Raw genomic sequence first — 21,899 nt, forward strand, 5'->3', positions numbered from 1 at the left:
CGTCGCGGATCGCGAACATCCCGGCCTCGGTACAGATCGCCTTGATGTCGGCGCCGGAGGCGTCCTCGACCATGCCGGCGAGCTCGGTGAAGTCGATCCCGTCGGCGAGGTTCATCTTGCGGGTGTGGATCCGGAAGATGATCTCCCGGCCCGCGGTGTCGGGTTTGGGCACCTCGATGAGGCGGTCGAAGCGACCGGGGCGGAGGATCGCGGGGTCGAGCATGTCGAAGCGGTTGGTGGCGGCGATGATGCGGACCTCGCCGCGCTCGTCGAAGCCGTCCATCTCCGAGAGCAGCTGCATCATCGTCCGCTGGACCTCGGCGTCGCCGCTCGTCTTCGAGTCCGTCCGCTTCGAGGCGATGGCGTCGATCTCGTCGATGAAGAGGACGGCGGGCTGGTTCTCGCGGGCGACCTCGAACAGGTCGCGGACGAGCTTCGCGCCCTCGCCGATGAACTTGTGGACCAGCTCGGAGCCGGCCATCTTGATGAAGGTGGCGTCCGTCTCGTTGGCGACCGCCTTCGCCAGCATCGTCTTGCCGGTCCCCGGTGGGCCGTACAGCAGGACGCCGCTCGGCGGCTGGATGCCGACGTCCTCGAACATCTCGGGGCGTTCGAGCGGCATCTCGACGGTCTCGCGGACCTCCTGCATCTGGTCCTCGAGCCCGCCGATGTCGTTGTAGGTGACGTCCGGGGAGTGTTCGACCTGCATGACGCGGGCGCGGACGTCCGTCTCCTTCTCGAGCTTCTTGACGACGGACAGCGAGTTGTTGACCGCGACCCGGTCGTCGGGGCCGATCTCCTCGCGCATCTCCTCCGTGATCTCCGTCAGCGCCTCCTGGTTGTTGCCGTGCTGTTTGATGACCGCGCCGTCCTCGGTGAGCTCCTGGACCGTGGCCACGAACAGCGGCGATTGCTTGAGCTTCTTGTTCTCGTGAGTGAGTCGCTCGAGCTTCTGTTGGTACTTGTTGTTCTCGGCGTTGGCGTCGAGGAGCTTGTCGCGCATCTCCTCGTTCTGCGTCTCGAGGACCTCCAAGCGTTCCTGAAGCGTCTCGATCTTCTCCTGTCTCGACGCCGACCCCTCGTCGTAGGGCATGTCGACGTCGTCGACGGTGTCGCTCATTGTCCGTAATAAAGCGTCTCGCGGATAAGAGGCTTCGGGTGGGGGCACTCGAGATCCGTCGAGCGCCCGTATGATTCTCTACAGTAATAAAATAGGATAGTAAATATTATTTAACGGCATGAGCTATTGACGGTCACGCATGAGCACCACGGAAGCCGTCGCCGCCGACGAGGACGCCCCGGACCGCTGGGAGGCCGTTCGCGACCTGCCGCCGAGCGCCAAGCTCGTCGCGAAGGTCCTCGACTACAACGACACGCTGACCCAGAGCCAGCTCGCCGAGGAGACGCTGCTCCCGCCGCGGACGGTCCGGTACGCGCTCTCCCGGCTCGAGGAGGAGGACGTGATCGACTCCCGCTTTTCCTTTACCGACGCCCGCAAGCGGCTGTACTCGCTGGCGGTCTGATCGGCGGCTCGCCGCTCGGCCCGACCGGGGCCGCGCTCCCGCCCGCGAGCCCCCGAGGGTCTAAACCCGATGTCGACCCAGCCGTCGCATGGTCTCGACGGACGACGTCAAACGGGCGCTCGCCGCGCTCGCGACCCGAACGGACACCGCGACCCGCCCGTACGCGGCGGTGATAGCCGAGGCGGACGCCGCCCGGACCGATCTCCGCCGAGCGGCCGGCTTCGTCGAGGCCGTCGGGCTCGACCGGCTCGAGACGGCGGCGCACGAGGCGGACCGCGACGGCGACGCCGACCTCGCCGCCCGCGGGCGCGAGGCGCTCGAGGCGTACCGGCGGTACCGGACCGCCGCGTCGGGGGCGGAGGACCGTCCCGGCGGACCCGACCGCCCCGGAACCCCTAAACCCGACACGGGCCAACCGTCGAGCCGATGACACGGGTGATCCACACCGGCGACACCCACGTCGGGTACCAGCAGTACCACTCGCCGGTCAGACGCCAGGACTTCCTCGACGCGTTCGGGGCCGTCGTCGACGACGCGGTCGACGACGACGTCGACGCCGTCGTCCACGCGGGCGACCTCTTTCACGACCGCCGACCCGAGCTCCCCGACCTCATGGGGACGATCGGCGTCCTCCGGCGGCTCTCGGACGCCGGTATCCCGTTCCTCGCCGTCGTGGGCAACCACGAGTCGACGCGGGGAGGCCAGTGGCTCGACCTCTTCGAGCGGCTCGGACTCGCGACCCGCCTCGGCGACGCCCCGACCGTCGTCGGCGACGCCGCCTTCTACGGCCTCGATCACGTTCCCGTCTCCCGCCGCGACGAGCTCGAGTACGCCTTCGAGCCGCACGACGCCGACTACGCGGCGCTCGTCGCACACGGCCTCTTCGAGCCGTTCGCGCACGCCGACTGGGACACGGAGACCGTCCTCGCGGAGAGCGACGTGGACTTCGACGCGATGCTCCTCGGCGACAACCACACCCCCGACAGCGCCGAGGTCGCGGGGACGTGGGTCACCTATCCCGGATCGACCGAGCGCGCGAGCGCGAGCGAGCGCGAGGGACGCGGCTACAACCTCGTGACCTTCGACGAGGCGGCCGTCGGCGGCGACGACCGCGTGGAGATCCGGCGGCGCGCGCTCGATACGCGGGAGTTCGTCTTCGTGAGCGTCGAACTCGGACCCGAGGAGGGCGAGACACGCGTCCGCGAGCGGGTTCGCGAGCACGACCTCGCCGACGCCGTCGTGCTCGTCGAGATAACCGGCGAGGGCGAGCCGGTCACCCCGGCCGCGATCGAGGGGTTCGCGGACGCCGAGGGCGCGCTCGTCGCGCGCGTCACCGACCGGCGGACGGTCGAGACCGACGAGGAGGTCGACGTGAGCTTCGCCGACCCCGAGGCGGCCGTCCGCGAGCGGATCGACGAGATGGGGCTCTCGCCCGCCGCGCTCGACGTCGACGACGCGGTCCGGTCGGACTCGATCGCCGACGCGAACGTCCGCGAGATCGTGAAGAACCGCGTCGAGGAGCGGCTCGACGACCCGGCCGCGTTCGCCGGCGCCGACGGCGGGGAGGGCGAGTCCGAGGCCGACCCTGACTGCCCGACGGAGGCGGCCGAAGGGGGCGACGACGCCGACCGCGGGGGGACGGCCGAACGCGACGACGACGCGATCGACGACGGGCAGCCGACCGACGACGACCGACCCGACCAGTCCACGCCGGCGGACGGACAGGTCTCCATGGAGGACTACCTGTGAGGTTCGACCGGATCCGGCTCACGAACTTCAAGCCGTACGGGGACGCCGACCTGCGGCTCTCGGAGGGCGTCACCGTCATCCACGGGATCAACGGGAGCGGCAAGTCGTCGCTGCTCGAGGCCTGCTTCTTCGCGCTGTACGGCTCGAAGGCGCTCGACGGCACCCTCGAGGACGTGATCACGAACGGCGAGGAGGAGACCGAGGTCGACCTCTGGTTCACCCACGACGACGTCTCGTATCACGTCGAGCGGCGGCTCCGCCGATACGACGACCGCGTCGACCACGACTGTTCCCTCGAGACCGTCTCCGGCGGCGACGCGACGCGCGACGGCGCGACGGCGGTGAGGCGGTTCGTGACCGAGCTGCTCCGGATGGACGCCGACGCGTTCGTCAACTGCGCGTACGTCCGCCAGGGCGAGGTGAACGCGCTCATCAACGCCACGCCGAGCCAGCGGCAGGACGTGATAGACGACCTCCTCCAGCTCGGCACGCTCGAGGAGTACCGCGAGCGCGCGGGCGACGCCCGGCTCGGCGTGGAGGACGTGTTGAACGCGAAGCGGGCCGTCCTCGAGGAGAAGGAGTCGCGGATCGAGCGGAAGGAGGCGGAGGACCTCCACGAGCGGCTCAACGGTCTCGAGAGCGAGCTCGCCGAGGTGGACGACGACGTCGACCGCTACGAGACCCAGCGGGAGCGCGCGAGGGAGACGCGGGAGGCGGCGGCCGAGACGCTCGCGACCCACGAGGAGAAGCGGTCCGAGCTGGCGGACGTCGAGGCGGACGTCGAGACGATCGAGACGGCGATCCGCGAGACGGAGCGCGACCGCGAGACGCATCGCGAGGCGATCCGGGAGAGCCGCGAGCGGATCGAGGCGGTCGAGGCCGCGATCGACGAGCGGCTCGACGCCGCCGGGCTCGACGCGGCGACCGCCGAGGCGATCGCGGCACGCCGGGAGGCGCTCGACGAGCGGGAGGCGGCGATCCGCGAGGAGCTCGACGACCGACGGGTGAACGCCGAGGCGTTCCGCAACCAGGCGACGAACCTCGCGTCGAAGGCGGAGGACCTCGCCGAGCGCGCCGCCGACCTCGAGGAGGCCGCCGCCGACCTCGAGGAGGCCGCCGACGCGGCCGAGCGGGAGGCCGACGAGCGGGAGGCCTCGATCGAGGAGCTCCGCGAGGAGGCCGAAACGCTCCGCGAGCGGTTCGAGACGGGCGACGCTGACGTCGACCGCGAGAACGTCGCCGAGCGGCGCGAGGCGCTGCGGGAGCGTCGGAGCGAGGCCCGCGAGCGCGTCGCGGAGCTGGAGACGGAGCTGAAGAACGCCCGCGAGCGCGTCGCGGAGGCCGAGGAGCTGCTCGCCGCCGGCAAGTGTCCCGAGTGCGGCCAACCCGTCGAGGACTCCCCGCACGCGACCGGGATCGAGGCGGACCGCGAGCGGGTCTCCGAGCTGGAGGCGGAGCTGTCGGACGCCCGCGAGCGGGCGAGCGACCTCGACGACCGGGTCGGGGCGCTGGACGGGCTCGTCGAGGCGGCCGAGCGGCTCGACGCGATCGACGAGCGGACCGCGACCCTCGAGGAGCGCGTCGCGGAGAAGCGCGAGGCGGCCGACTCGAAGCGGGACGACGCCGCGGAGAAGCGCGATCGGGCCGCGGAGCTGCGGGAGGAGGCCGCCTCGACCCGCGAGGTCGCGTCGGAGAAACGCGAGGCGGCAGGGGACGCCGCGGACCGCGTGAACGAGCTGGAGGACGCTCTCGGGAGCGTCGAGGACGCCCGAGACGCGGTCGACGCGGTCGAGGAGCGGCTCGCGGAGATCGAGGATCTGGAGGCGGAGATCGAGCGCCGCCGCGAGAAGCGTGCGGACCTCGAGGCGGTGAACGACGAGCGACGCGACCGGCTCGCGGACAAGCGCGAGCGGCGCGACGAGCTTCGCGAGGCGGTCGACGAGGCCGCGGTCGAGGCGGCCCGCGAGCGGAAGGCGGACGCCGAGGAGTACCTCGAGAAGGTCGCCGAGGAGCTCGACCGGCTCGACGAGCGGCGGACCGAGCTCCAGAACGCGATCGGCGGAGTGCGCGGCGAGATCGAGGCGCTGGAGGCGCTCCGCGAGGAACGGGAGTCGCTCGCCGAGACGGTCGCGGCGCTCGAGTCGCTCCACGAGGAGACGACGGAGCTGGAGGCGACCTACGGCGACCTCCGCGCGGAGCTGCGCCAGCGCAACGTCCGGGAGCTCGAGCGCACGCTCAACGAGACGTTCGAGCTGGTGTACGGCAACGACGCGTACTCGCACATCGAGCTCGACGGCGAGTACGCGCTCACGGTGTACCAGAAGGACGGGGAGGCGCTCGACCCCGAGCAGCTCTCGGGCGGCGAGCGGGCGCTGTTCAATCTCTCGCTGCGCTGTGCGATCTACCGGCTGCTCGCGGAGGGGATAGAGGGGGCCGCGCCCACGCCGCCGTTGATCCTCGACGAGCCGACCGTCTTCCTCGATTCCGGACACGTCTCCCGGCTCGTCGACCTCGTCGAGGAGATGCGCGGGTTCGGCGTGAAACAGATCGTGATCGTGAGCCACGACGACGAGCTGGTGGGGGCCGCGGACGAGCTCGTGACCGTCGAGAAGGACCCGCGGACCAACCGCTCGACCGTCACTCGCGAGGACGCCGCCGGGGTCGACGTCGCGTCGCTCGCGGACGACTGAGACCGTCGGTTTGATCGATGTGTCCGCGGTGGCGCGCGCCCGTGAGCGGCCGGTGGCCGCGAACGGCTCGCGCGAGGGAGGCCGAGGCGGCCCGCCGGCGGATCCGGCGGGTCGCCGAGGGCGAGGTTGGGGAGGCGTGAGGTGCGGTCGCGGTGCGGTTGCGGTGCGATCGCGGCGCGGTCGGGCTCGATCGGATTCCTACGACTCGTCGTCCGCTTCCACGTCGATCCCTCCCGCGTCGTCCCCGCGCAGCAGCCGAACCGCCGCCTCGGCGACCGGCGTCGCCGCGTAGCCCCGGCGCCCGTCGACGTCGACCTCCTCGATCAGCTCGGCGACCCGGAACTCCGCGAGCCGGCCGTGGAGGTCGGACTCGCACATGTCGTAGGCGTCCACGAGCTCGCGGACCGACAGCGGTCCGCGGTCGACGAGTTCGACGAGCAGCCCGAGCGTCCGGTCGTCGTGGACCGCCCGAATCGTCCGACGGACGGGCTCCGGAACCCCCCTCGAGGCGGTCTCGAGCGGGGACTCGCCCTCGACCGCCTCGAGAGTCGCGTTCTCGACGTACCGCTCCGCGCCCGTCTCCGGGTCGCGGATCCGGCTCGACTCCCCGGAGCGTTTCACGAGGAGGTACGTGTCGCCGTCCGCGTCTCGAACCGTTCGCATGGATCGGAGAAGGGGGACCGGACGGATTACGGTTCCGGGGATCGATCCCGGTCGGGGTCGTCCGCGGCATCGGCGTCGGTGAGGGCGTCGGCTTCGTCCTCGTCCTCTTCGTCCGCGTCACGCGACCGATCCCACGCACGGTACGTCTGGTAGGTGCGGACCCCGGCGAGAACGCCCGCGGCGAGCAGGGCGGCGCCGATCCGGCTCCACCCCTCGAAGTACCAGACCATCGGGCCGAGCGCGACGAGGAGAACGGCGAGGTTCGCGTAGATCACGGCGACGACGAACGCGCGGAGGGTGCCGCCGTCGACGTCGCCGGCGGCCGAGAAGTCCCCGTCGTCGTCGAACGACGTGACCGAGGGTGCCTTGGGGATCTCCGGCGTCATCTCGCGCTCGGCGTCGGAGCTCTCCCCGAAGGAGACCTCGCCCTCGTCGTCCTCGTCGAAGGGGAACACGTCCGCCGGTACGGGGCGGCGGGGCAAAGGGGTTGTGTCCGGCGGCCGCGAGCAGGCGCGGCGAAACGCGTCGGAATCGCGCCGAGACGCGGCTCAGGCCGCGTCGGCGAGTCGCACCGTTCGGCTGGCCTCGACCCACGCGAGCGGGTTCTCCGCCTCGAAGAGCACCACGTTGCCGTCGTCCTCGTACACCTCCACCTCGGCGTCGGCCGCGCCGTGGTCGCCCGAGCGGTGCCTCGCGTCGTCCCGAAGCGGGTTCGAGGGCATGGACCGTGGTAAGTCGGTACACGGTATAGGCTTTTCCGTGGGGGTGAGACTCACCGGACCGGTCCCGCGAGCCGGTTCCACGGTCGCCGCCCGAGCGTGACGGCCCGAGCGTCGAGTCGGGGGACGAACGCCGCTCTTTTAGCCGGGTGCGCCGAACGGAGCGTATGACTCAGTCGGGGCTCTCGGACTTCTCGTCGCCCGCCGGATCGGACGCGGGCGGTGACGACGACGCCCGCGACGACCTCGCCGCCGAGGAGGCGAAAGTCGTCGCCGGCGGCGGACACGGACGCGTCAGCGACGTCGTCGACGTCGACGAGGCGAAGTTCCCGGACTCGACGGGGACCGTCGAGCTGATGATCACCCAGATCGACTACGCGGTCGAAGGGTACGGCACCGACGAGTACCCCGTCGTCCACGTGTTCGGCCGCCGGCCGGTCCCGGACGGCGACGACGAGGTGGAGCACCTCCGCGTGCTCGGCGTCGAGCCGTACTTCTACGTCCCGACCGCCGAGCTCGATAGCGACCCCGTCGAGGCGTACGACGTCGTCATCGGCACCCGCGAGGAGGGGGCGGACGGCGAGCCCTACGAGAGCATCCGCGGCGAGCCGCTCACCCGGATCGTCACCCGGACCCCGCGCGACGTGGGCAACATCCGCGACGACTTCGAGACCACCTTCGAGGCGGACATCCTCTTCCCCAACCGCTTTCTGATCGACAACGGACTCAACGGCGGGATCCGCGTCGAGGAGCGACGGATCGACGACGGGGCGGGGACGATCCAGGTCCACGAGGGGCACCTCGAGCCCGCCGACGTCGACGCCGAGATGCGGGTGAACACCTTCGACATCGAGGTCGACGACCGCCGCGGGTTCCCCGAGGACGGCGAGGAGCCGATCGTCTGTCTCACCAGCCACGACTCCTACGACGACGAGTACGTCGTCTGGCTGTACGACGCGCCGGAGGCCGAGGTGCCGCCGCCGGAGGACCTCCCCGACTACGAGGGGATCGTCTCCGACGCCGACCTCGACTTCCGCGTGCGAACCTTCGAGGAGGAGGCCGCGATGCTCGACGCGTTCGTCGAGTACCTCGACGACACCGACCCCGACGTGCTCACCGGCTGGAACTTCGAGGACTTCGACGCCCCCTACGTCCTCGACCGGCTGGAGGTGCTCGACGACGGCAGCGAGTACGACCTCTCGATCGAGCGGCTCTCCCGGATCGGCGAGGTGTGGCGCTCCGGCTGGGGCGGCCCCGACGTCAAGGGTCGCGTCGTCTTCGACCTGCTGTACGCCTACAAGCGCACGATGTTCACCGAACTGGAGTCGTACCGGCTGGACGCCGTGGGCGAGCGCGAACTCGGCGTCGGCAAGGAGCGGTACGCCGGCGACATCGGCGACCTCTGGGAGCAGGACCCCGAGCGCCTGCTCGAGTACAGCATCCGCGACGTGGAGCTCTGCGTCGAGATCGACCGGGCGCAGGACGTGATCGCCTTCTGGGACGACGCCCGGAAGATCGTCGGCTGTAAGCTGGAGGACGCGACGACGCCGGGGGACGCGGTCGACATGTACGTGCTCCACATGGCGTTCGGGAACTTCGCGCTCCCCTCGAAGGGCCAACAGGAGGCCGAGGAGTTCGAGGGCGGCGCGGTGTTCGACCCGATCTCCGGGGTCCGCGAGATGGTGAGCGTGCTCGACTTGAAGAGCCTCTACCCCATGTCGATGGTGACGATCAACGCGTCGCCGGAGACGAAGGTCGATCCGGACGCGTACGACGGCGAGACGTATCGAACCCCGACGGGCGTCCACTTCCGCAAGGAGCCGGACGGCATCATCCGGGAGATGGTGAACGAGCTCCTCGACGAGCGCGAGGAGAAGAAGGCGCTCCGGAACGAACACGACCCCGGAACCGAGGCGTACGAACAGTACGACCGTCAGCAGGGAGCCGTCAAGGTCCTGATGAACAGTTTATACGGCGTGTTCGGATGGGACCGGTTCCGCCTGTACGACCGCGAGATGAGCGCTGGCGTCACCTCGACCAACCGGGAAGTGATCGACTTCACCGCCGGCGTGACCGAAGAGCTTGACAGAGAAGTTACATATGGGGACACGGACTCAGTCATGCTTTCACTTGGTGATTTATCGAAAGAAAATGCCATCGAGACCTCCTTCGACATCCAAGAGCACATCAACGACCGCTACGACGACTTCGCGCGCGAGGAGTTGAACGCCGACGCCCACCGCTTCGAGATCGAGTTCGAGAAGCTCTATCGGCGGTTCTTCCAGGCGGGCAAGAAGAAGCGGTACGCGGGCCACATCGTCTGGAAGGAGGGGAAGGACGTCGACGACATCGACATCACGGGCTTCGAGTACAAGCGCTCGGACATCGCGGGGATCACGAAGGAGGTCCAACAGCACGTCATCGAGACCATCGTCACCGGCGACGACATCGACGAGGACCTCGAGGCGATCACGACGTACCTCTCGGGGGTCATCGACGACTTCCTCGCGGGGAACGTCGACGTCGAGGAGGTCGGGATCCCCGGCGGGATCGGCAAGCGGCTCGACGCCTACGAGACGCCGACCGCACAGGTCCGGGGCGCACAGTACGCCAACGAGCTGTTGGGGACGAACTTCGGGCGCGGGTCGAAACCCAAGCGGCTCTACCTGGAGAAGGTCCACCCCGACTTCTGGGAGCGGATGGAGACCGAGGAGGGCCTCGACCCCCAACGCAACGGGCTCTACGGCGAGTTCAAGCGCGACCCGGACGTGATCTGTTTCGAGTACGCGGACCAGATCCCCGAGGAGTTCGAGGTCGACTGGGAGAAGATGCTCGAGAAGACGCTGAAGGGGCCGATCGAGCGGGTCATCGAGGCGCTCGGCACCTCCTGGGAGGAGGTCAAGACCGGCCAGGAGCAGACCGGGCTCGGCTCGTTCATGTGATCTTCTGAAGCTACGTTTTCGTTCTCGAAAGAATTATTCTCGAATTCACGATTTTCGGCGGGATATCCGTAACTATTAACCTCGAGAACGCCCACGGTACATCCACGAGGCAGAACCCTACACATGGCAACTCTCGAGATCAGCGACCTACACGTACGGGTGGCCGAAGAGGGCGGTGAACGGATCCTTCGGGGCGTCGACCTCGAGGTCGAGTCCGGGGAGATCCACGCGCTGATGGGTCCGAACGGCTCGGGCAAGTCGACGCTGGCGAAGGTCATCGCCGGGCATCCCGCCTACGAGGTCACGGACGGGAGCGTCGCGCTCCACCTCGACGACGCCGACCTGGCGGACGTCGACGCCGACCTCGACGACGAGGACTACCACTGGGAGCTGCTCGAACTCGAGCCCAACGAGCGCGCCGCGCTCGGGATCTTCCTCGGGTTCCAGTACCCCGCGGAGATCGAGGGCGTCACGATGACGAACTTCCTCCGGCAGGCGCTCAACGCGAAGGCGGACGAGCGCGAGGAGCTGTTCGAGGAGGAGGACGACGAGGAGGCGGACGCCGACGACGAGGGCTACGACACCTCCCCGATGGAGGGGCCCGCCGACGACGGCGAGATCGGCGTCGCCGAGTTCCAGGAGATCCTCTCGGAGAAGATGGAGCTTCTCGACATGGACGAGAAGTTCATGCAGCGGTACCTCAACGCCGGCTTCTCCGGCGGCGAGAAGAAACAGAACGAGGTGCTCCAGGCCGCGATGCTCGAACCCGCGGTCGCCGTGCTCGACGAGATCGACTCCGGGCTCGACATCGACCGCCTCCAGGACGTCTCGAAGGGGATCAACGCGCTCCGCGACGAGCAGGGCACCGGGATCCTCCAGATCACCCACTACCAGCGCATCCTCGACTACGTCGAGCCCGACCACGTCCACGTAATGCTGGACGGCGAGGTCGCCAAAAGCGGCGGCCCGGAGCTCGCGGAGAAGCTCGAGGACGAGGGCTACGACTGGGTCCGCGAGGACGCCTACGGAACGGCGTAATTGAAAGTGATTACACACCAACGCTATACAACCGGAGCCGTAAACAACTGACATGAGTTCACAAGACCACCTCAAGGAGACCGACACCGAGGCCCGCTTCGAGTTCAAGAAGGAGGAGAAGTCCGCCTTCAGAAGCGAGAAGGGCCTCACCGAGGAGACGATCCGCGTCATCTCGGAGGACAAGGACGAACCGGAGTGGATGCTCGAGCGCCGCCTGCGCGCGCTCGAGCAGTTCAAGGCGATGCCGATGCCGACCGACTGGCCCGAGGCGCCGGACCTCTCGGAGGTCGACATCGACCAGATCGTCCCGTACATCCGCCCCGATATCGACGTCCGCGGCGGCGTCGACGACTGGACGGACCTCCCCGAGGAGATCAAGGACACCTTCGACAAGCTGGGCATCCCCGAGGCCGAAAAGAACGCCCTCTCCGGCGTCGGCGCGCAGTACGAGTCGGAGATCGTCTACCAGAACATGCAGGAGCGCTGGGAGGAGAAGGGCGTCGTCTTCTGTGACATGGACAAGGCGGTCCAGGAGCACGAGGAGCTCGTCAAGGAGTACTTCATGACGAAGGCCGTGCCGCCGAGCGACAACAAGTTCGCCGCGCTTCACGGCGCCATCTGGTCGGGCGGCTCGTTCGTGTACGTCCCCGAGGACACCACGGTCGAGATGCCGATCCAGGCGTACTTCCGGATGAACTCCGAGGGGATGGGCCAGTTCGAGCACACGCTCATCATCGCCGAGGAGGGGTCGGAGGTCCACTACATCGAGGGCTGTTCGGCACCCAAGTACTCCGCGTTCAACCTCCACTCCGGCGGCGTCGAGGTGTTCGTCGGCGAGGACGCACACGTCCAGTACTCGACCGTCCAGAACTGGTCGAAGAACACGTACAACCTGAACACCAAGCGCGCCATCGCCGAGAAGGGCGGGCGCATGGAGTGGATCTCGGGGTCGATGGGGTCGAAGGCGACGATGCTGTACCCCTCGACGATCCTGAAGGGCCGCGGCGCCTCCGACAACCACATCACCATCGCCTTCGCGGGCGAGGGCCAGGACATCGACACCGGCGCGAAGGTGTACCACAACGCGCCCGAGACCAAATCGACCATCGAGTCGAAGTCGATCTCGAAGGACGGCGGCCGCACCAACTACCGCGGGCTCGTCCACATCGCCGACGGCGCTTCTGACTCCTCGACCGCCGTCGAGTGTGACGCGCTGATGTTCGACAACGAGTCGACCTCCGACACCATGCCGTACATGGAGATCAACGAGTCGAAGGTCGACGTCGCCCACGAGGCGACCGTCGGGAAGATCGGCGACGAGGACATCTTCTACCTCCAGTCGCGCGGTCTCGACGACGACGACGCCAAACAGATGATCGTCTCGGGGTTCATCGAGCCGATCACCGAAGAGCTGCCGATCGAGTACGCCGTCGAGCTGAACCGGCTCGTCGAGCTGGAGATGGAGGGTTCGCTCGGATAACATGAGCACGAAAGCAATCGAGAGCCTCTCGGAGGACACGGTACGACGGATCGCGGAGGAACGCGACGAGCCCGAGTGGCTCCTCGAGACCCGGCTCGACGCGCTCGAGGCGCTGGAGACGGCCGAACTGCCCGACGTCATCCAGACGCCCGGCCGGCGCTGGACCGACCTCGAGGCGCTGGACTTCGAGGCGCTCGTCGACCCCCTGAACCAGTCCGACGCGACGGAACGGACGGCCGGCGACGACGAGGTCGTCGTGGCACCCTTCACCGAGGCGTTCGACGAGCACGGCGACACCCTCGAGGAGCACTTCGGGAGCGTGCTCGACCCCGAGCACAACTACCTGACGGCGCTGTCGGTGGCGCTTTTCACCACCGGCACGTTCGTCTACGTCCCCGAGGGCGTCGACGTCGAGGACGTGAAGGTCCGCGCGGAGATGAACTCCCGCTCGCTGTTCAGCCAGACGCTCGTGGTCGCCGAGGAGTCGTCGTCGGTGACGATCCTCGAGTCGATCGCGTCGGGCGAGGCGGGCGACGTCGAGGGCGACCGCTACTTCTCGAACCTCGTCGAGGTCGTGGGCGGCGAGAACGCCGACGTCCAGTTCGGCTCGCTCCAGAACCTCGACGACGACACCTACACCTACTCGCTGAAACGCGGCGTCACGGACACGTACGCCACGATCGACTGGATCGAGAGCAACTTCGGCTCGAAGCTCACCCGGTCGGACGTCGAGACCGAACTCAACGGCGACGGCTCCGAGAGCCAGATCGTCGGAACGTTCTTCGGCAGCGAGGACCAGCACTTCGACGTCAACGCCCGCGTCTGGCACCAGGCCGAACACACGACGGCCGACCTCGTCACGCGCGGCGTGCTCGACGACGTGGCGCGCTCGGTGTACGAGGGCGTCCAGGACGTCGGCGAGGACGCGTGGAGCACCTCGAGCTACCAGCGCGAGAACACGCTGATGCTGTCGGACGACGCCGAGGCCGACGCGTCGCCGAAGCTGATCATCCACAACCACGACACGGAGGCGTCACACTCCGCGACCGTGGGCCAGGTCGACGCCGAGGACCTGTTCTACCTGGAGAGCCGTTCCATCGACTCGAAGACGGCCCGGAACATGCTCGTCGAGGGCTTCTTCGTGCCCGTCTTAGAGGAGATCGCGGTCGACGAGTTCCGCGAGGACGTCGAGGACCTCGTCGTCGAGCGGCTCCAGTAGGGGTCGCGACGAGTCGGTCCGGTTTTTCGCCGGAGATCACGTCGTTTCGTATCCCTCCTCGTCGGCGACCCGGTTCACGGCCGAGACGACGGCCTCGCCGATCGCCTCGATCGCGTCGTCGTCGACCGTGAGCGGTGGCGCGAGCATGAGGTGGTCGCCCGCCTGCCCGTCGACGCTGCCGCCGCCGGGATACGTGTACACGCCGTTCTCGAGCGCGGCGTCGTAGACCCGGTCGGCGACGTCGGCGTCCGGATCGAAGGGGGCCTTCGTCTCCCGGTCGGCGACGAACTCGATCCCGATCTGGAGCCCGACCCGTCGGATCTCGCCGACGATCCGACTCCGGGCGAGCGGCTCCAGAGTCGTCTCGAGGCGCCGTCCGCGGCGGCGAACCGCCGCGAACAGGTCCGCCGTGTAGCGGTCGAGCACGCGGTCGGCCACCGCGGCCGAGATCGGGTTCCCGCTGTAGGTGTGGCCGTGCTGGAAGGGATGGTCGTGGTCCTCGAGCGTCTCGGCGACGCCGTCGGCGACCATCGTCGCGCTTATCGGGGCGTAGCCGGCGGAGAGCCCCTTGCCGAGCGCCAGCAGGTCCGGCGTGACGCCGAGCCCCTCGCAGGCGAACGACTCCCCGGTTCGGCCGAATCCGACCATCACCTCGTCGGCGACGAAGAGGAGTCCGTACTCCGAACAGATCCGCCGGATCTCGCGGTAGTAGGCGGGATGCGGACGGGTCGCGGGGATGCTCGAGCCGCCGACCGGTTCGGCGACGAACGCGGCGACCGTCTCGGGGCCGCGGCGACGGACGAGCCGCTCCAGTTCGCGGGCGGCCGCGACCGCCTGCTCCTCGGGGGATCCCTCGTACTCCCAGCGGTAGGGGTACGCGGGGCCGATCTTCGGCCAGTCCCGCAGCGAGGGCTCGTACGTCGTCCGGCGGGCGGTGTTGCCCGAGGCGGCGAGCGCGCCGAGCGTCGCGCCGTGGTAGGAGGCCCACCGACCGACCACCGCCTCGCGGGTGGGCTCGCCGCGGGCGACGTGGTAGTCGCGGGCGAGCTTGATCGCCGCCTCGATCGCCTCGCTGCCGGAGTTGACGAGGAAGGCGGCGTTCAGCGACCCCGGCGTCATCGCGGCGAGCTTCCCGCCGACCGACTCGACGGCCGGGGTCGAGAAGTGCGACGTCGAGACGTAGCCGACCCGCTCGGCCTGTTCGGCCATGGCGTCGGCGACGCCCTCGAGCGAGTGGCCGAGGTTGACGACCGCGGCGCCCGCGGCCGCGTCGACGATCTCGTCGCCGTCCGCGGTCACCAGCGTCGAGCCGTGCGCGTCGACGATCTCGGGATGGCCGGGGTCTCGACCCGCCCCCCACTTGTAGAACACGCCCATGGAAACCCTCCTCGCGGGTGGACGTCATAAATCGATCCCCGAGGGAACCGCTTAAGTCGGGGAGGCCCCGACGTGACACCATGCGAACGGGCGTATCGAACGGCGACGGGTGGTCGAGGTGAGCGTCAGCCAGCGGATCACCTCCGACGACCAGCTCGCCAGACTGCTACAGATCGGGATCGTGTTGGAGGAGGTCGTCGAGGCGCGGGCCCACCACCACTACGAGAGCCTCGACGCGGAGCTCGACGAGGCGGTCGAGAGCCTGCTCGCCGACGCCGCCGAGGAGTCCGCCGAGCACCGCGCGCGGTTGGAGGAGCTCATCGAGGGGCTCGGCGTCGACAGCGTCCCGTTCGACGAGATCGAGTCGCTCGTCGACGCGCGGTACGGGCGGACGCAGCCGGACGACTTCGACGGGGTGTTGTACGACCAGCTGTGTAACGAGGAGACCGCCTACAAGTTCTACGACGACCTCATCGGGGCGATCGAGGGGTCGGACGCCGAGTTCTCGATCGACCGCGACGAGCTGCTCGACACCCTGGAGGCGATCCGCGAGGAGGAGGCCGAGGGCGTAAGCGAGGTCACGGAGGTCATGGAGCGGCGATGAGCCGGAGCACCGAGCCGACGAGCGGGCCGAGGAGGCCGACGACAACGGAGGGAGGCGAACCGTGAACACCGCAGACCAGTACCTCAAGACGATCTACGTCGTACAGAAACAGGAGGACGGCCCCGCCTCGACCGGGTCGATCGCCGACGCCCTCGGCGTCAGCCCGGCGAGCGCCAACGAGATGATCGGCAAGCTCGAGGAGCGCGGGCTCGCCGAACACGAGAAGTACAAGGGGGTCCGGCTCACCGACGACGGGATCGTGAAGGCACGCGACGCGCTCCAGACCTACTGTATCATCGAGCGCTTCCTCGCGAACGTGCTGGCCGTCGAGGAGTTCCGCGAGGAGGCCCACGAGCTGGAGGCGGTCATCGACGACACGGTCGCCGACCGGCTCGACACGATCATCGACCGCCAGCCCGAGTGTCCGGACTGTTTCGACCCCGAGACGGACGCCTGCGCGTGTCTGGAGGTCGCGGCGGTGCCGGCGGAGCCGGAGCAGTAGGACGGCGAGAACGGGCGGCGCTTCGGCGCTTTACACGCCGGTCGAGTAGCGGAGGATGCCCGCGACCCCGCCGAAGGCGTCGAGCAGCTGTTCGCCCTTCTCGAAGTCCGTGGAGATGAACTTGGTGTCGGTCCCGCGCTGTTCGGCGATCGCCATCAGGTGTTCGATGACGTCCTCGCGCTCCTCGACCGCCGCCTCCTCGCCGCACTCGGAACACTCGTGGTCGGGAGTGGAGTGTCGCGAGTCGACGACCTCGAACTCCTCGTGGCCGTTGGGACACTCGTAGACGACCACGTCCGAGCGGAGGTCCTCGGAGATGAGCAGCCGGTCGACGGAGCCCATGATCAGGTTCCGGCGGGTCTGTTGGAAGCCGTAGGTGGCCTCCTCGCCGGTGTGGAGGTTCTCGAAGAACTCCTCCATGTGGCGTTTGTCCTCGACGATCTCCTGATCGGAGAGGGCCTCGCTGCCGGCGTCGACGAGGTCCTTCAGCCCGGACTCGTCGGTGTAGGCCACGTCGAACTTGCCGAGCACCTTGTCCCGGAGCTCGTGGTGGAGGTAGTCGCCGTCGAGGAACTCGTCCTTCGTCGGCGAGGGGCCGCCGACGAGGATGCCGTCGAGCTCGTGGCGCTCGGGGACGAAGAGATCGTTCGCCATCCCCGCGACCTCCTGATAGAAGTTGTCGATGGCCTCGAGGCGGAGCCGGGCGAACCGCTGGGCGGACTGGCCGCCCTTCCGCTGTTTGCCGGGGACGAGCGAGGAGGCGGACTTGACGGGCTCGACCCGCTTGCCTTTGAGCCAACCGACGTTGGCCTCCCGCCTGTCGAGCACGATGAGTCCGAAGAGCCCGGAGTCCGCGAGCATGTGTTCGAGCGGCTCCGTGAGGAACGCGGAGTCGCAGTGGTACCGGAACGACTGGACGGGGTTCGGCGGCGACTCGAGCGTCTTCGTGACCATCTCCGTGCGGCCGCCGCCGGAGTCGACCGCGCCCGAGAAGATCACCATCCCGTTCTCGGGCGGGTAGGTGTCGTAGTAGCGGAGCCGGTCCTTGATGCTCGTCAGCGCGTCCTGGACGTTCGTCCGGGTCTGTTTGGACTTGATGTTGGACGCCTCGCTGTGTTCCTGGGTGACGTGGGCGACCACGTCCGAGATCTGCTTGTCTTCGGGGATGTAGATGGTGACGAGCTGCGTGCCGGAGCCCTCGAAGTCCTTGAGCTCCTCGATGACCTTGCGGAACTCGTACTTCCGCCGGTCCTCGCTCGCCTCCTGGGCGTCGCTACTCATTGTCTCCACTACGGCGTGGTGCGTGTAAGTAACCTTTGACCTCCGGGTCGACCCGAGACGCCCGCGATATCGGCCGGGGACGGCGGCGCTCGCGACGGGATCCGCCCCCGCCTACATCGACTCGGGCGCGGAAACGCCGAGCGCGTCGAGCGCGTTCGCCATCGTGTAGCGCGCGGCCGCGACGAGCGCGAGCCGGGCGTCCCGAAGCTCGTCGCGCTCGGCGGTCACCACCGGACACTCGCGGTAGAAGGCGTTGTACGCGTCCGCGAACTCGCGGGTGAACGTCGCGATCGTGTGCGGCTCCAGGTCCTCGGCGGCCGACTCGATCACGGCGGGGAAGCGCCCGACCTCCCGGAGGAGCGCCTCGGCCTCGTCGGTCTCGAGGGCCGCGGCGTCGGCGTCGAAGGCGTCGCCGGAGGCGGACGCGTCGCCCGTCGCCGGGACGTCGAACCCCGCCTCGGCGGCCTCGTCGAGGATCCCGCAACAGCGCGCGTGGACGTACTGGACGAACGGGGCGGACTGCGCCTCGAAGTCCAGCGCCTCCTCCCACTCGAAGGTGATCGCCTTCGCGGGCTGTTTCGAGACGATGTCGTACCGCACCGCGCCGATCCCCACCTGGTGGGCGATGCGCTCGACGTCCTCGTCGGTCAGGTCGTCGTCACGGATCCGGTCGTCCATCCGGCTCTCGACCGCCTCGCGGGCGCGGTCGATCGCCTCGTCCAGGAGGTCGTCGAGCATGACGCCGGTCCCCCGCCGGGTCGACATCTTCCCGTCGGGGAGGTTGACGTACGAGTAGATGACGTGGCCGAGCGCGTCGGTGTCGTTGCCGAGCAGGTCGAGGGCCGCCCCCAGCTGGTCGGCCTGGAGCTTGTGGTCCTCGCCGAGCACGGTGACGGCGCGGTCGTAGTTGTCGAACTTCCACTCGTGGTGGGCCAGGTCGCGGGTGGTGTAGAGGCTGGTGTCGTCCGACCGGAGGAAGACGAGGTTCTTGTCGATCCCCCACTCGTCGAGCTCGAGCTGCCAGGCGTCCTCCTCGTAGACGGCGTGCTCCGTCTCCTTGAGCCGCGCCGCGATGTCGTCGGTCGAGCCGTCGCGCATGAACCGCGTCTCCTTCACGAACTCGTCGAACTCCGCGGGCAGCCGGGCGAGACAGTCCTTCATGCCGCCGAGCACCGCGTCGACGACCTCGCCGACGCGCTCGTAGGTCGCCTCGTCGCCCGCCTCCAACCCCTGGAGTATCGACCGGATCTCGGCCTCCGCGGCCTCGACCGCGTCGGCGTCGGCCTCCTCGAGGTAGGCGTTCCCCCGGCGGTAGTAGCGCACGAGGTCGTACTCGGCGCGGTCGCGGGCGGGCGCCTCCTCCAGGTCGGACTCGTCGAACGTCTCGTAGGCCCACGTGAACACCGCCATCTGGCGGCCCGCGTCGTTCACGTAGTAGTGGCGGTCCACGTCGTAGCCGGCGTACTCGAGGAGGTTCGCGACCGCGTCGCCGACGATCGGGTTGCGGGCGCGGCCCACGTGGACCGGCCCCGTCGGGTTCGCGCTCGTGTGCTCGACGACGACGCTCGTGTCCCGGTCGGGGAGGACGCCGTATTCGGCGTCGCCGGCCGCGGCCGCGAGGGTGTCCGCGAGGTAGCGATCCCCGACGTGGAAGTTGACGTACGGCCCGGCGGTGTCGACGGAGACGAGGTAGTCGTAGGGGGCGACGTCGACCGCCCCGGCGACCTCGCTCGCGACGTTCGGCGGCGCGTCGCCGACCTCGCCCGCGAGGCGGAAGGCGACGCTGGAGGCGAGCGTCGCGTCCATCTCGTCCGGCGGGCGTTCGATGCCGAGGTCGTCGGTCGGGAGATCGAGGGCGGCGAGCGCGTCGGAGAGCGCCGCCTCGACCTCCGACCGGAACTGTCTGAACATACCGTCCGTTCGACCGGCGGATTAAAAGGGCCTTCCGAAGCGGCTCGGGAGGGATCGACGTGATCCCGCGGGGAAACGAAACCGACGGCAACTACTCGTCTCCCCTCCGGACCTCGCCCCAACGGATCAGATACGCGAGAAGGAACAGCACCAACGAGATGGTGAACCCGCCCGCGGCGCTGGTGACGATCTCGCTCGGGACGTCGACCCGGTTGCTCGCGATCCAGACGGCCGCGGCGAACGAGAGGACGACGGCGAGCCGTCCCCCGACGCCGATCGCCCGGAACCACGCGCCGACCCGTTTCCCGCCCCGTGAGTTGGCGAGCGGGCCGACCGAAACCACGCCTATCGCCGCGCCGCCGCCCACCCAACCCCAGTGGATCGTCCGGAGCGACCCGAGGTTGATCGGTATCCAGAGCAGGGCGAGGACGCCGACGAGCACGTCGGTCCACGTCGGCGGGCGGTCCGGATACCACGCTTCGGGGACCATTACCGCCGGATCGTTCGACCGCGACCGGAGGCGTTCCGACGGGCGGGGACGCGTCCGCTCACTCGACGATCTCGTCGATCAACTGCCGTGCGGCGCGGCGAACCGCCTCGTCGCTCTCGATCGAGGGCTCCCAGCCGAGGGCGGCGAGTTTCTCGATCGACAGGCGCATCTTCGGCACGTCGCCGGTCCAGCCGCGGTCGCCGCCGGTGTAGCTGTACTCCGGATCCACGCCGAGCTCGTCGCTCACGACGTCCGCGATCCGGGTGACCGAGGTCGTCGTCCGCGTCCCGAGGTTGTAGACGTTGAGGTCGTCGTCCGCGTGCTCGACGACGTGGCGGATCGCGTCGACGCAGTCGGTGACGTGCATGTACGACTTCTCCTGGCGGCCGTCGCCGAGGATCTCGAGTTCGGTCGGGTCCGCCTCGAGCTTCTCGATGAAGTCGGGGATCACGTTCCCGCGCTGGTGGGGACCGACGATGTTCGCGAACCGGAACACCCACGACTGAACCCCGTAGGAGTGGGCGTACGTGGAGATCAGCGCCTCGTCGGCGAGCTTCGAGGAGCCGTAGATGGAGATCGGCTCCATCGGGGCGTGGTCCTCCGGCGTCGGGCGGGGGGCCTCCCCGTAGACGGTCGACGAGGAGGTGAACGCGACCCGGTCGACGCCGACCTCGCGCATGCGCTCCAAGACGTTGTACGTCATCTCGGTGTTCGCCTCGAACAGCTCGCGGTCGTCATCGTAGTTCGTGTCCGTGTACGCCGCGAAGTGGAAGACGACGTCGAGGTCGGCGGTGACGACCGCCGCGACGTCGTCGGGGTCGGTCACGTCCGCCTCGACGAACTCGGCCGCCGCGGGGACGCGGTCGCGGTCGCCCTTCGAGAGATCGTCGGCGATGCGGACGGTCGCGTCCGCCTCGAGGAGGGTGGCGGCGAGGTGGCTCCCGACGAGCCCCGCCCCGCCCGTGACCAGCACGCGTGAATCGGCGAGATCCATGCGCGTCCGTGGGCGGGCGGCGGGTAAGTACGTGTGGAATTCGGACGGCGCTCGGCGGCCGCGTCAGAACCCCCNNCGCTCGTGCTCGGCGGCCGCGTCAGAACCCCCAACGGATCCCGGACATCGTCCCCAGGATGGCGATCATCAGGAGGAGTTCGACCATGCTCAACATGCCGTACTTCTTGTTCAACTCGGCGAGCCGCTCGTGGTCGGTGTCGTCGGCGGCGATCTCGTCGAACATCCCGGAGGTGAACGCGTGGAGCGGGCCGAACCCGAGCACGAGCAGCGCGGCCGCGAGCACGAGCGCCGCCCACAGCGACGGCGAGGGGGAGGCCAGAAGCCCCATCATGGCGGCGAGCCCGACCCCGGAGCCGACGACCCCGAGCGAGATCGGCTCCATGAGGAGGTTCATCCGCGGGACGAACCCCGCCGCGAACTCGGCGTTCGCCTCCTCCGAGAGCGATCCCATCACGGGACCCAACACGACCGCGCCGAGCACCGCGGTGCCGAACCAGAACGCGCCCAAGAAGAGGTGGACGGTGAACATCGCCCGGACGTCGCCGGAGAGGTAGCCGAGGACGGGCAGGAGGAGGGGGACCGCGACCGCGCCGACCGCGAACGGTCGGCTCGCGGCGTCGGCCATCAGACGGTACCGCTCACGACGTGTCGACGGTCTGTGTGCGTCGGCAAGTGACATGTCGGATCGCTCAGTGGCGG

At 68.9% G+C, this 21,899-nt stretch carries 20 protein-coding genes; 10 read left to right on the forward strand and 10 right to left on the reverse strand.

Annotated features, from left to right (window positions below; translation table 11 throughout):
- On the reverse strand, nt 1–1,120 hold a 1,120-nt coding region (gene pan1, locus DJ70_RS10450; protein WP_094532765.1), incomplete at its 3' end, for a proteasome-activating nucleotidase Pan1.
- 139 nt (nt 1,121–1,259) lie between these two features.
- Here pan1 and DJ70_RS10455 point away from each other — a divergent pair.
- From DJ70_RS10455 to rad50, 4 genes are all read left to right on the forward strand, one after another.
- The gene (locus DJ70_RS10455; protein WP_094532767.1) at nt 1,260–1,523 is read left to right on the forward strand and encodes a MarR family transcriptional regulator; all 264 of its coding nucleotides are present in this window, start codon (nt 1,260–1,262) and stop codon (nt 1,521–1,523) included.
- An 88-nt stretch (nt 1,524–1,611) separates the two neighbouring features.
- The gene (locus DJ70_RS10460; protein WP_094532769.1) at nt 1,612–1,953 is read left to right on the forward strand and encodes a hypothetical protein; all 342 of its coding nucleotides are present in this window, start codon (nt 1,612–1,614) and stop codon (nt 1,951–1,953) included.
- On the forward strand, nt 1,950–3,272 hold the full coding sequence (gene mre11, locus DJ70_RS10465) for a DNA double-strand break repair protein Mre11 (protein ID WP_094532771.1): 1,323 nt from the start codon (nt 1,950–1,952) through the stop codon (nt 3,270–3,272). The genes DJ70_RS10460 and mre11 overlap by 4 nt, the downstream gene beginning before the upstream one ends.
- A complete protein-coding gene (gene rad50 / locus DJ70_RS10470) occupies nt 3,269–5,962 on the forward strand; it encodes a DNA double-strand break repair ATPase Rad50 (protein ID WP_094532773.1) in 2,694 nt (897 codons plus the stop codon). Before mre11 ends, rad50 begins: the two co-directional genes overlap by 4 nt.
- A 198-nt stretch (nt 5,963–6,160) precedes the next feature.
- On the opposite strand, the gene DJ70_RS10475 is transcribed toward rad50, so the two are convergent.
- From DJ70_RS10475 to DJ70_RS17425, 3 genes are all read right to left on the reverse strand, one after another.
- Entirely contained in the window at nt 6,161–6,625 is a 465-nt protein-coding gene (locus DJ70_RS10475) for a DUF7346 family protein (RefSeq protein ID WP_094532775.1), read from the reverse strand.
- 26 nt (nt 6,626–6,651) lie between these two features.
- The gene (locus DJ70_RS10480) at nt 6,652–7,080 is read right to left on the reverse strand and encodes a DUF7322 domain-containing protein (protein WP_094532777.1); all 429 of its coding nucleotides are present in this window, start codon (nt 7,078–7,080) and stop codon (nt 6,652–6,654) included.
- 93 nt (nt 7,081–7,173) lie between these two features.
- Entirely contained in the window at nt 7,174–7,347 is a 174-nt protein-coding gene (locus DJ70_RS17425) for a DUF7331 family protein (protein WP_179234034.1), read from the reverse strand.
- Nucleotides 7,348–7,511: 164 nt separating this feature from the next.
- Here DJ70_RS17425 and DJ70_RS10485 point away from each other — a divergent pair, with 164 nt between their 5' ends.
- The 4 genes from DJ70_RS10485 (at nt 7,512) to sufD (ending at nt 14,023) form a co-directional block, all read left to right on the forward strand.
- Nucleotides 7,512–10,286, forward strand: a complete 2,775-nt coding sequence (locus DJ70_RS10485; RefSeq protein ID WP_094532779.1) for a DNA-directed DNA polymerase — start codon at nt 7,512–7,514, stop codon at nt 10,284–10,286.
- Between the two features lie 123 nt (nt 10,287–10,409).
- Nucleotides 10,410–11,324, forward strand: a complete 915-nt coding sequence (locus DJ70_RS10490; RefSeq protein ID WP_094532781.1) for an ABC transporter ATP-binding protein — start codon at nt 10,410–10,412, stop codon at nt 11,322–11,324.
- Nucleotides 11,325–11,376: 52 nt separating this feature from the next.
- Nucleotides 11,377–12,804, forward strand: a complete 1,428-nt coding sequence (gene sufB, locus DJ70_RS10495; RefSeq protein WP_094532783.1) for a Fe-S cluster assembly protein SufB — start codon at nt 11,377–11,379, stop codon at nt 12,802–12,804.
- 1 nt (nt 12,805) lies between these two features.
- On the forward strand, nt 12,806–14,023 hold the full coding sequence (gene sufD / locus DJ70_RS10500; protein WP_094532785.1) for a Fe-S cluster assembly protein SufD: 1,218 nt from the start codon (nt 12,806–12,808) through the stop codon (nt 14,021–14,023).
- Nucleotides 14,024–14,059: 36 nt separating this feature from the next.
- Here the strand turns inward: sufD and DJ70_RS10505 are convergent, their stop codons facing one another.
- Nucleotides 14,060–15,400, reverse strand: coding sequence for an aminotransferase family protein (locus DJ70_RS10505; RefSeq protein ID WP_094532787.1), 1,341 nt, complete (start codon nt 15,398–15,400; stop codon nt 14,060–14,062).
- 118 nt (nt 15,401–15,518) lie between these two features.
- Here DJ70_RS10505 and DJ70_RS10510 point away from each other — a divergent pair, with 118 nt between their 5' ends.
- Both DJ70_RS10510 and DJ70_RS10515 read left to right on the forward strand, forming a co-directional pair.
- On the forward strand, nt 15,519–16,004 hold the full coding sequence (locus DJ70_RS10510; protein ID WP_094532824.1) for a rubrerythrin: 486 nt from the start codon (nt 15,519–15,521) through the stop codon (nt 16,002–16,004).
- A 61-nt stretch (nt 16,005–16,065) separates the two neighbouring features.
- Nucleotides 16,066–16,506, forward strand: coding sequence for a metal-dependent transcriptional regulator (locus tag DJ70_RS10515; RefSeq protein WP_066412510.1), 441 nt, complete (start codon nt 16,066–16,068; stop codon nt 16,504–16,506).
- 30 nt (nt 16,507–16,536) lie between these two features.
- Here DJ70_RS10515 and prf1 read toward each other — a convergent pair whose 3' ends face one another.
- The 5 genes from prf1 to DJ70_RS10540 all read right to left on the reverse strand — a co-directional run bounded on the left by prf1 (nt 16,537) and on the right by DJ70_RS10540 (nt 21,825).
- A complete protein-coding gene (prf1, locus tag DJ70_RS10520; protein ID WP_094532789.1) occupies nt 16,537–17,787 on the reverse strand; it encodes a peptide chain release factor aRF-1 in 1,251 nt (416 codons plus the stop codon).
- A 111-nt stretch (nt 17,788–17,898) separates the two neighbouring features.
- Nucleotides 17,899–19,698 (reverse strand): arginine--tRNA ligase, encoded by a 1,800-nt coding sequence (gene argS, locus DJ70_RS10525; RefSeq protein WP_094532791.1) that lies wholly within the window; start codon nt 19,696–19,698, stop codon nt 17,899–17,901.
- 91 nt (nt 19,699–19,789) lie between these two features.
- Entirely contained in the window at nt 19,790–20,188 is a 399-nt protein-coding gene (locus DJ70_RS10530; RefSeq protein WP_094532793.1) for a hypothetical protein, read from the reverse strand.
- A gap of 58 nt (nt 20,189–20,246) precedes the next feature.
- A complete protein-coding gene (locus tag DJ70_RS10535; protein ID WP_094532795.1) occupies nt 20,247–21,182 on the reverse strand; it encodes an NAD-dependent epimerase/dehydratase family protein in 936 nt (311 codons plus the stop codon).
- A 97-nt stretch (nt 21,183–21,279) separates the two neighbouring features.
- A complete protein-coding gene (locus DJ70_RS10540; protein ID WP_094532797.1) occupies nt 21,280–21,825 on the reverse strand; it encodes a hypothetical protein in 546 nt (181 codons plus the stop codon).
- Between the last annotated feature and the right edge of the window lie 74 nt (nt 21,826–21,899).

Origin of the sequence: Halorubrum halodurans (genome assembly GCF_002252985.1) — an archaeon.
GTDB classification, from domain to species: Archaea; Halobacteriota; Halobacteria; order Halobacteriales; family Haloferacaceae; genus Halorubrum; species Halorubrum halodurans.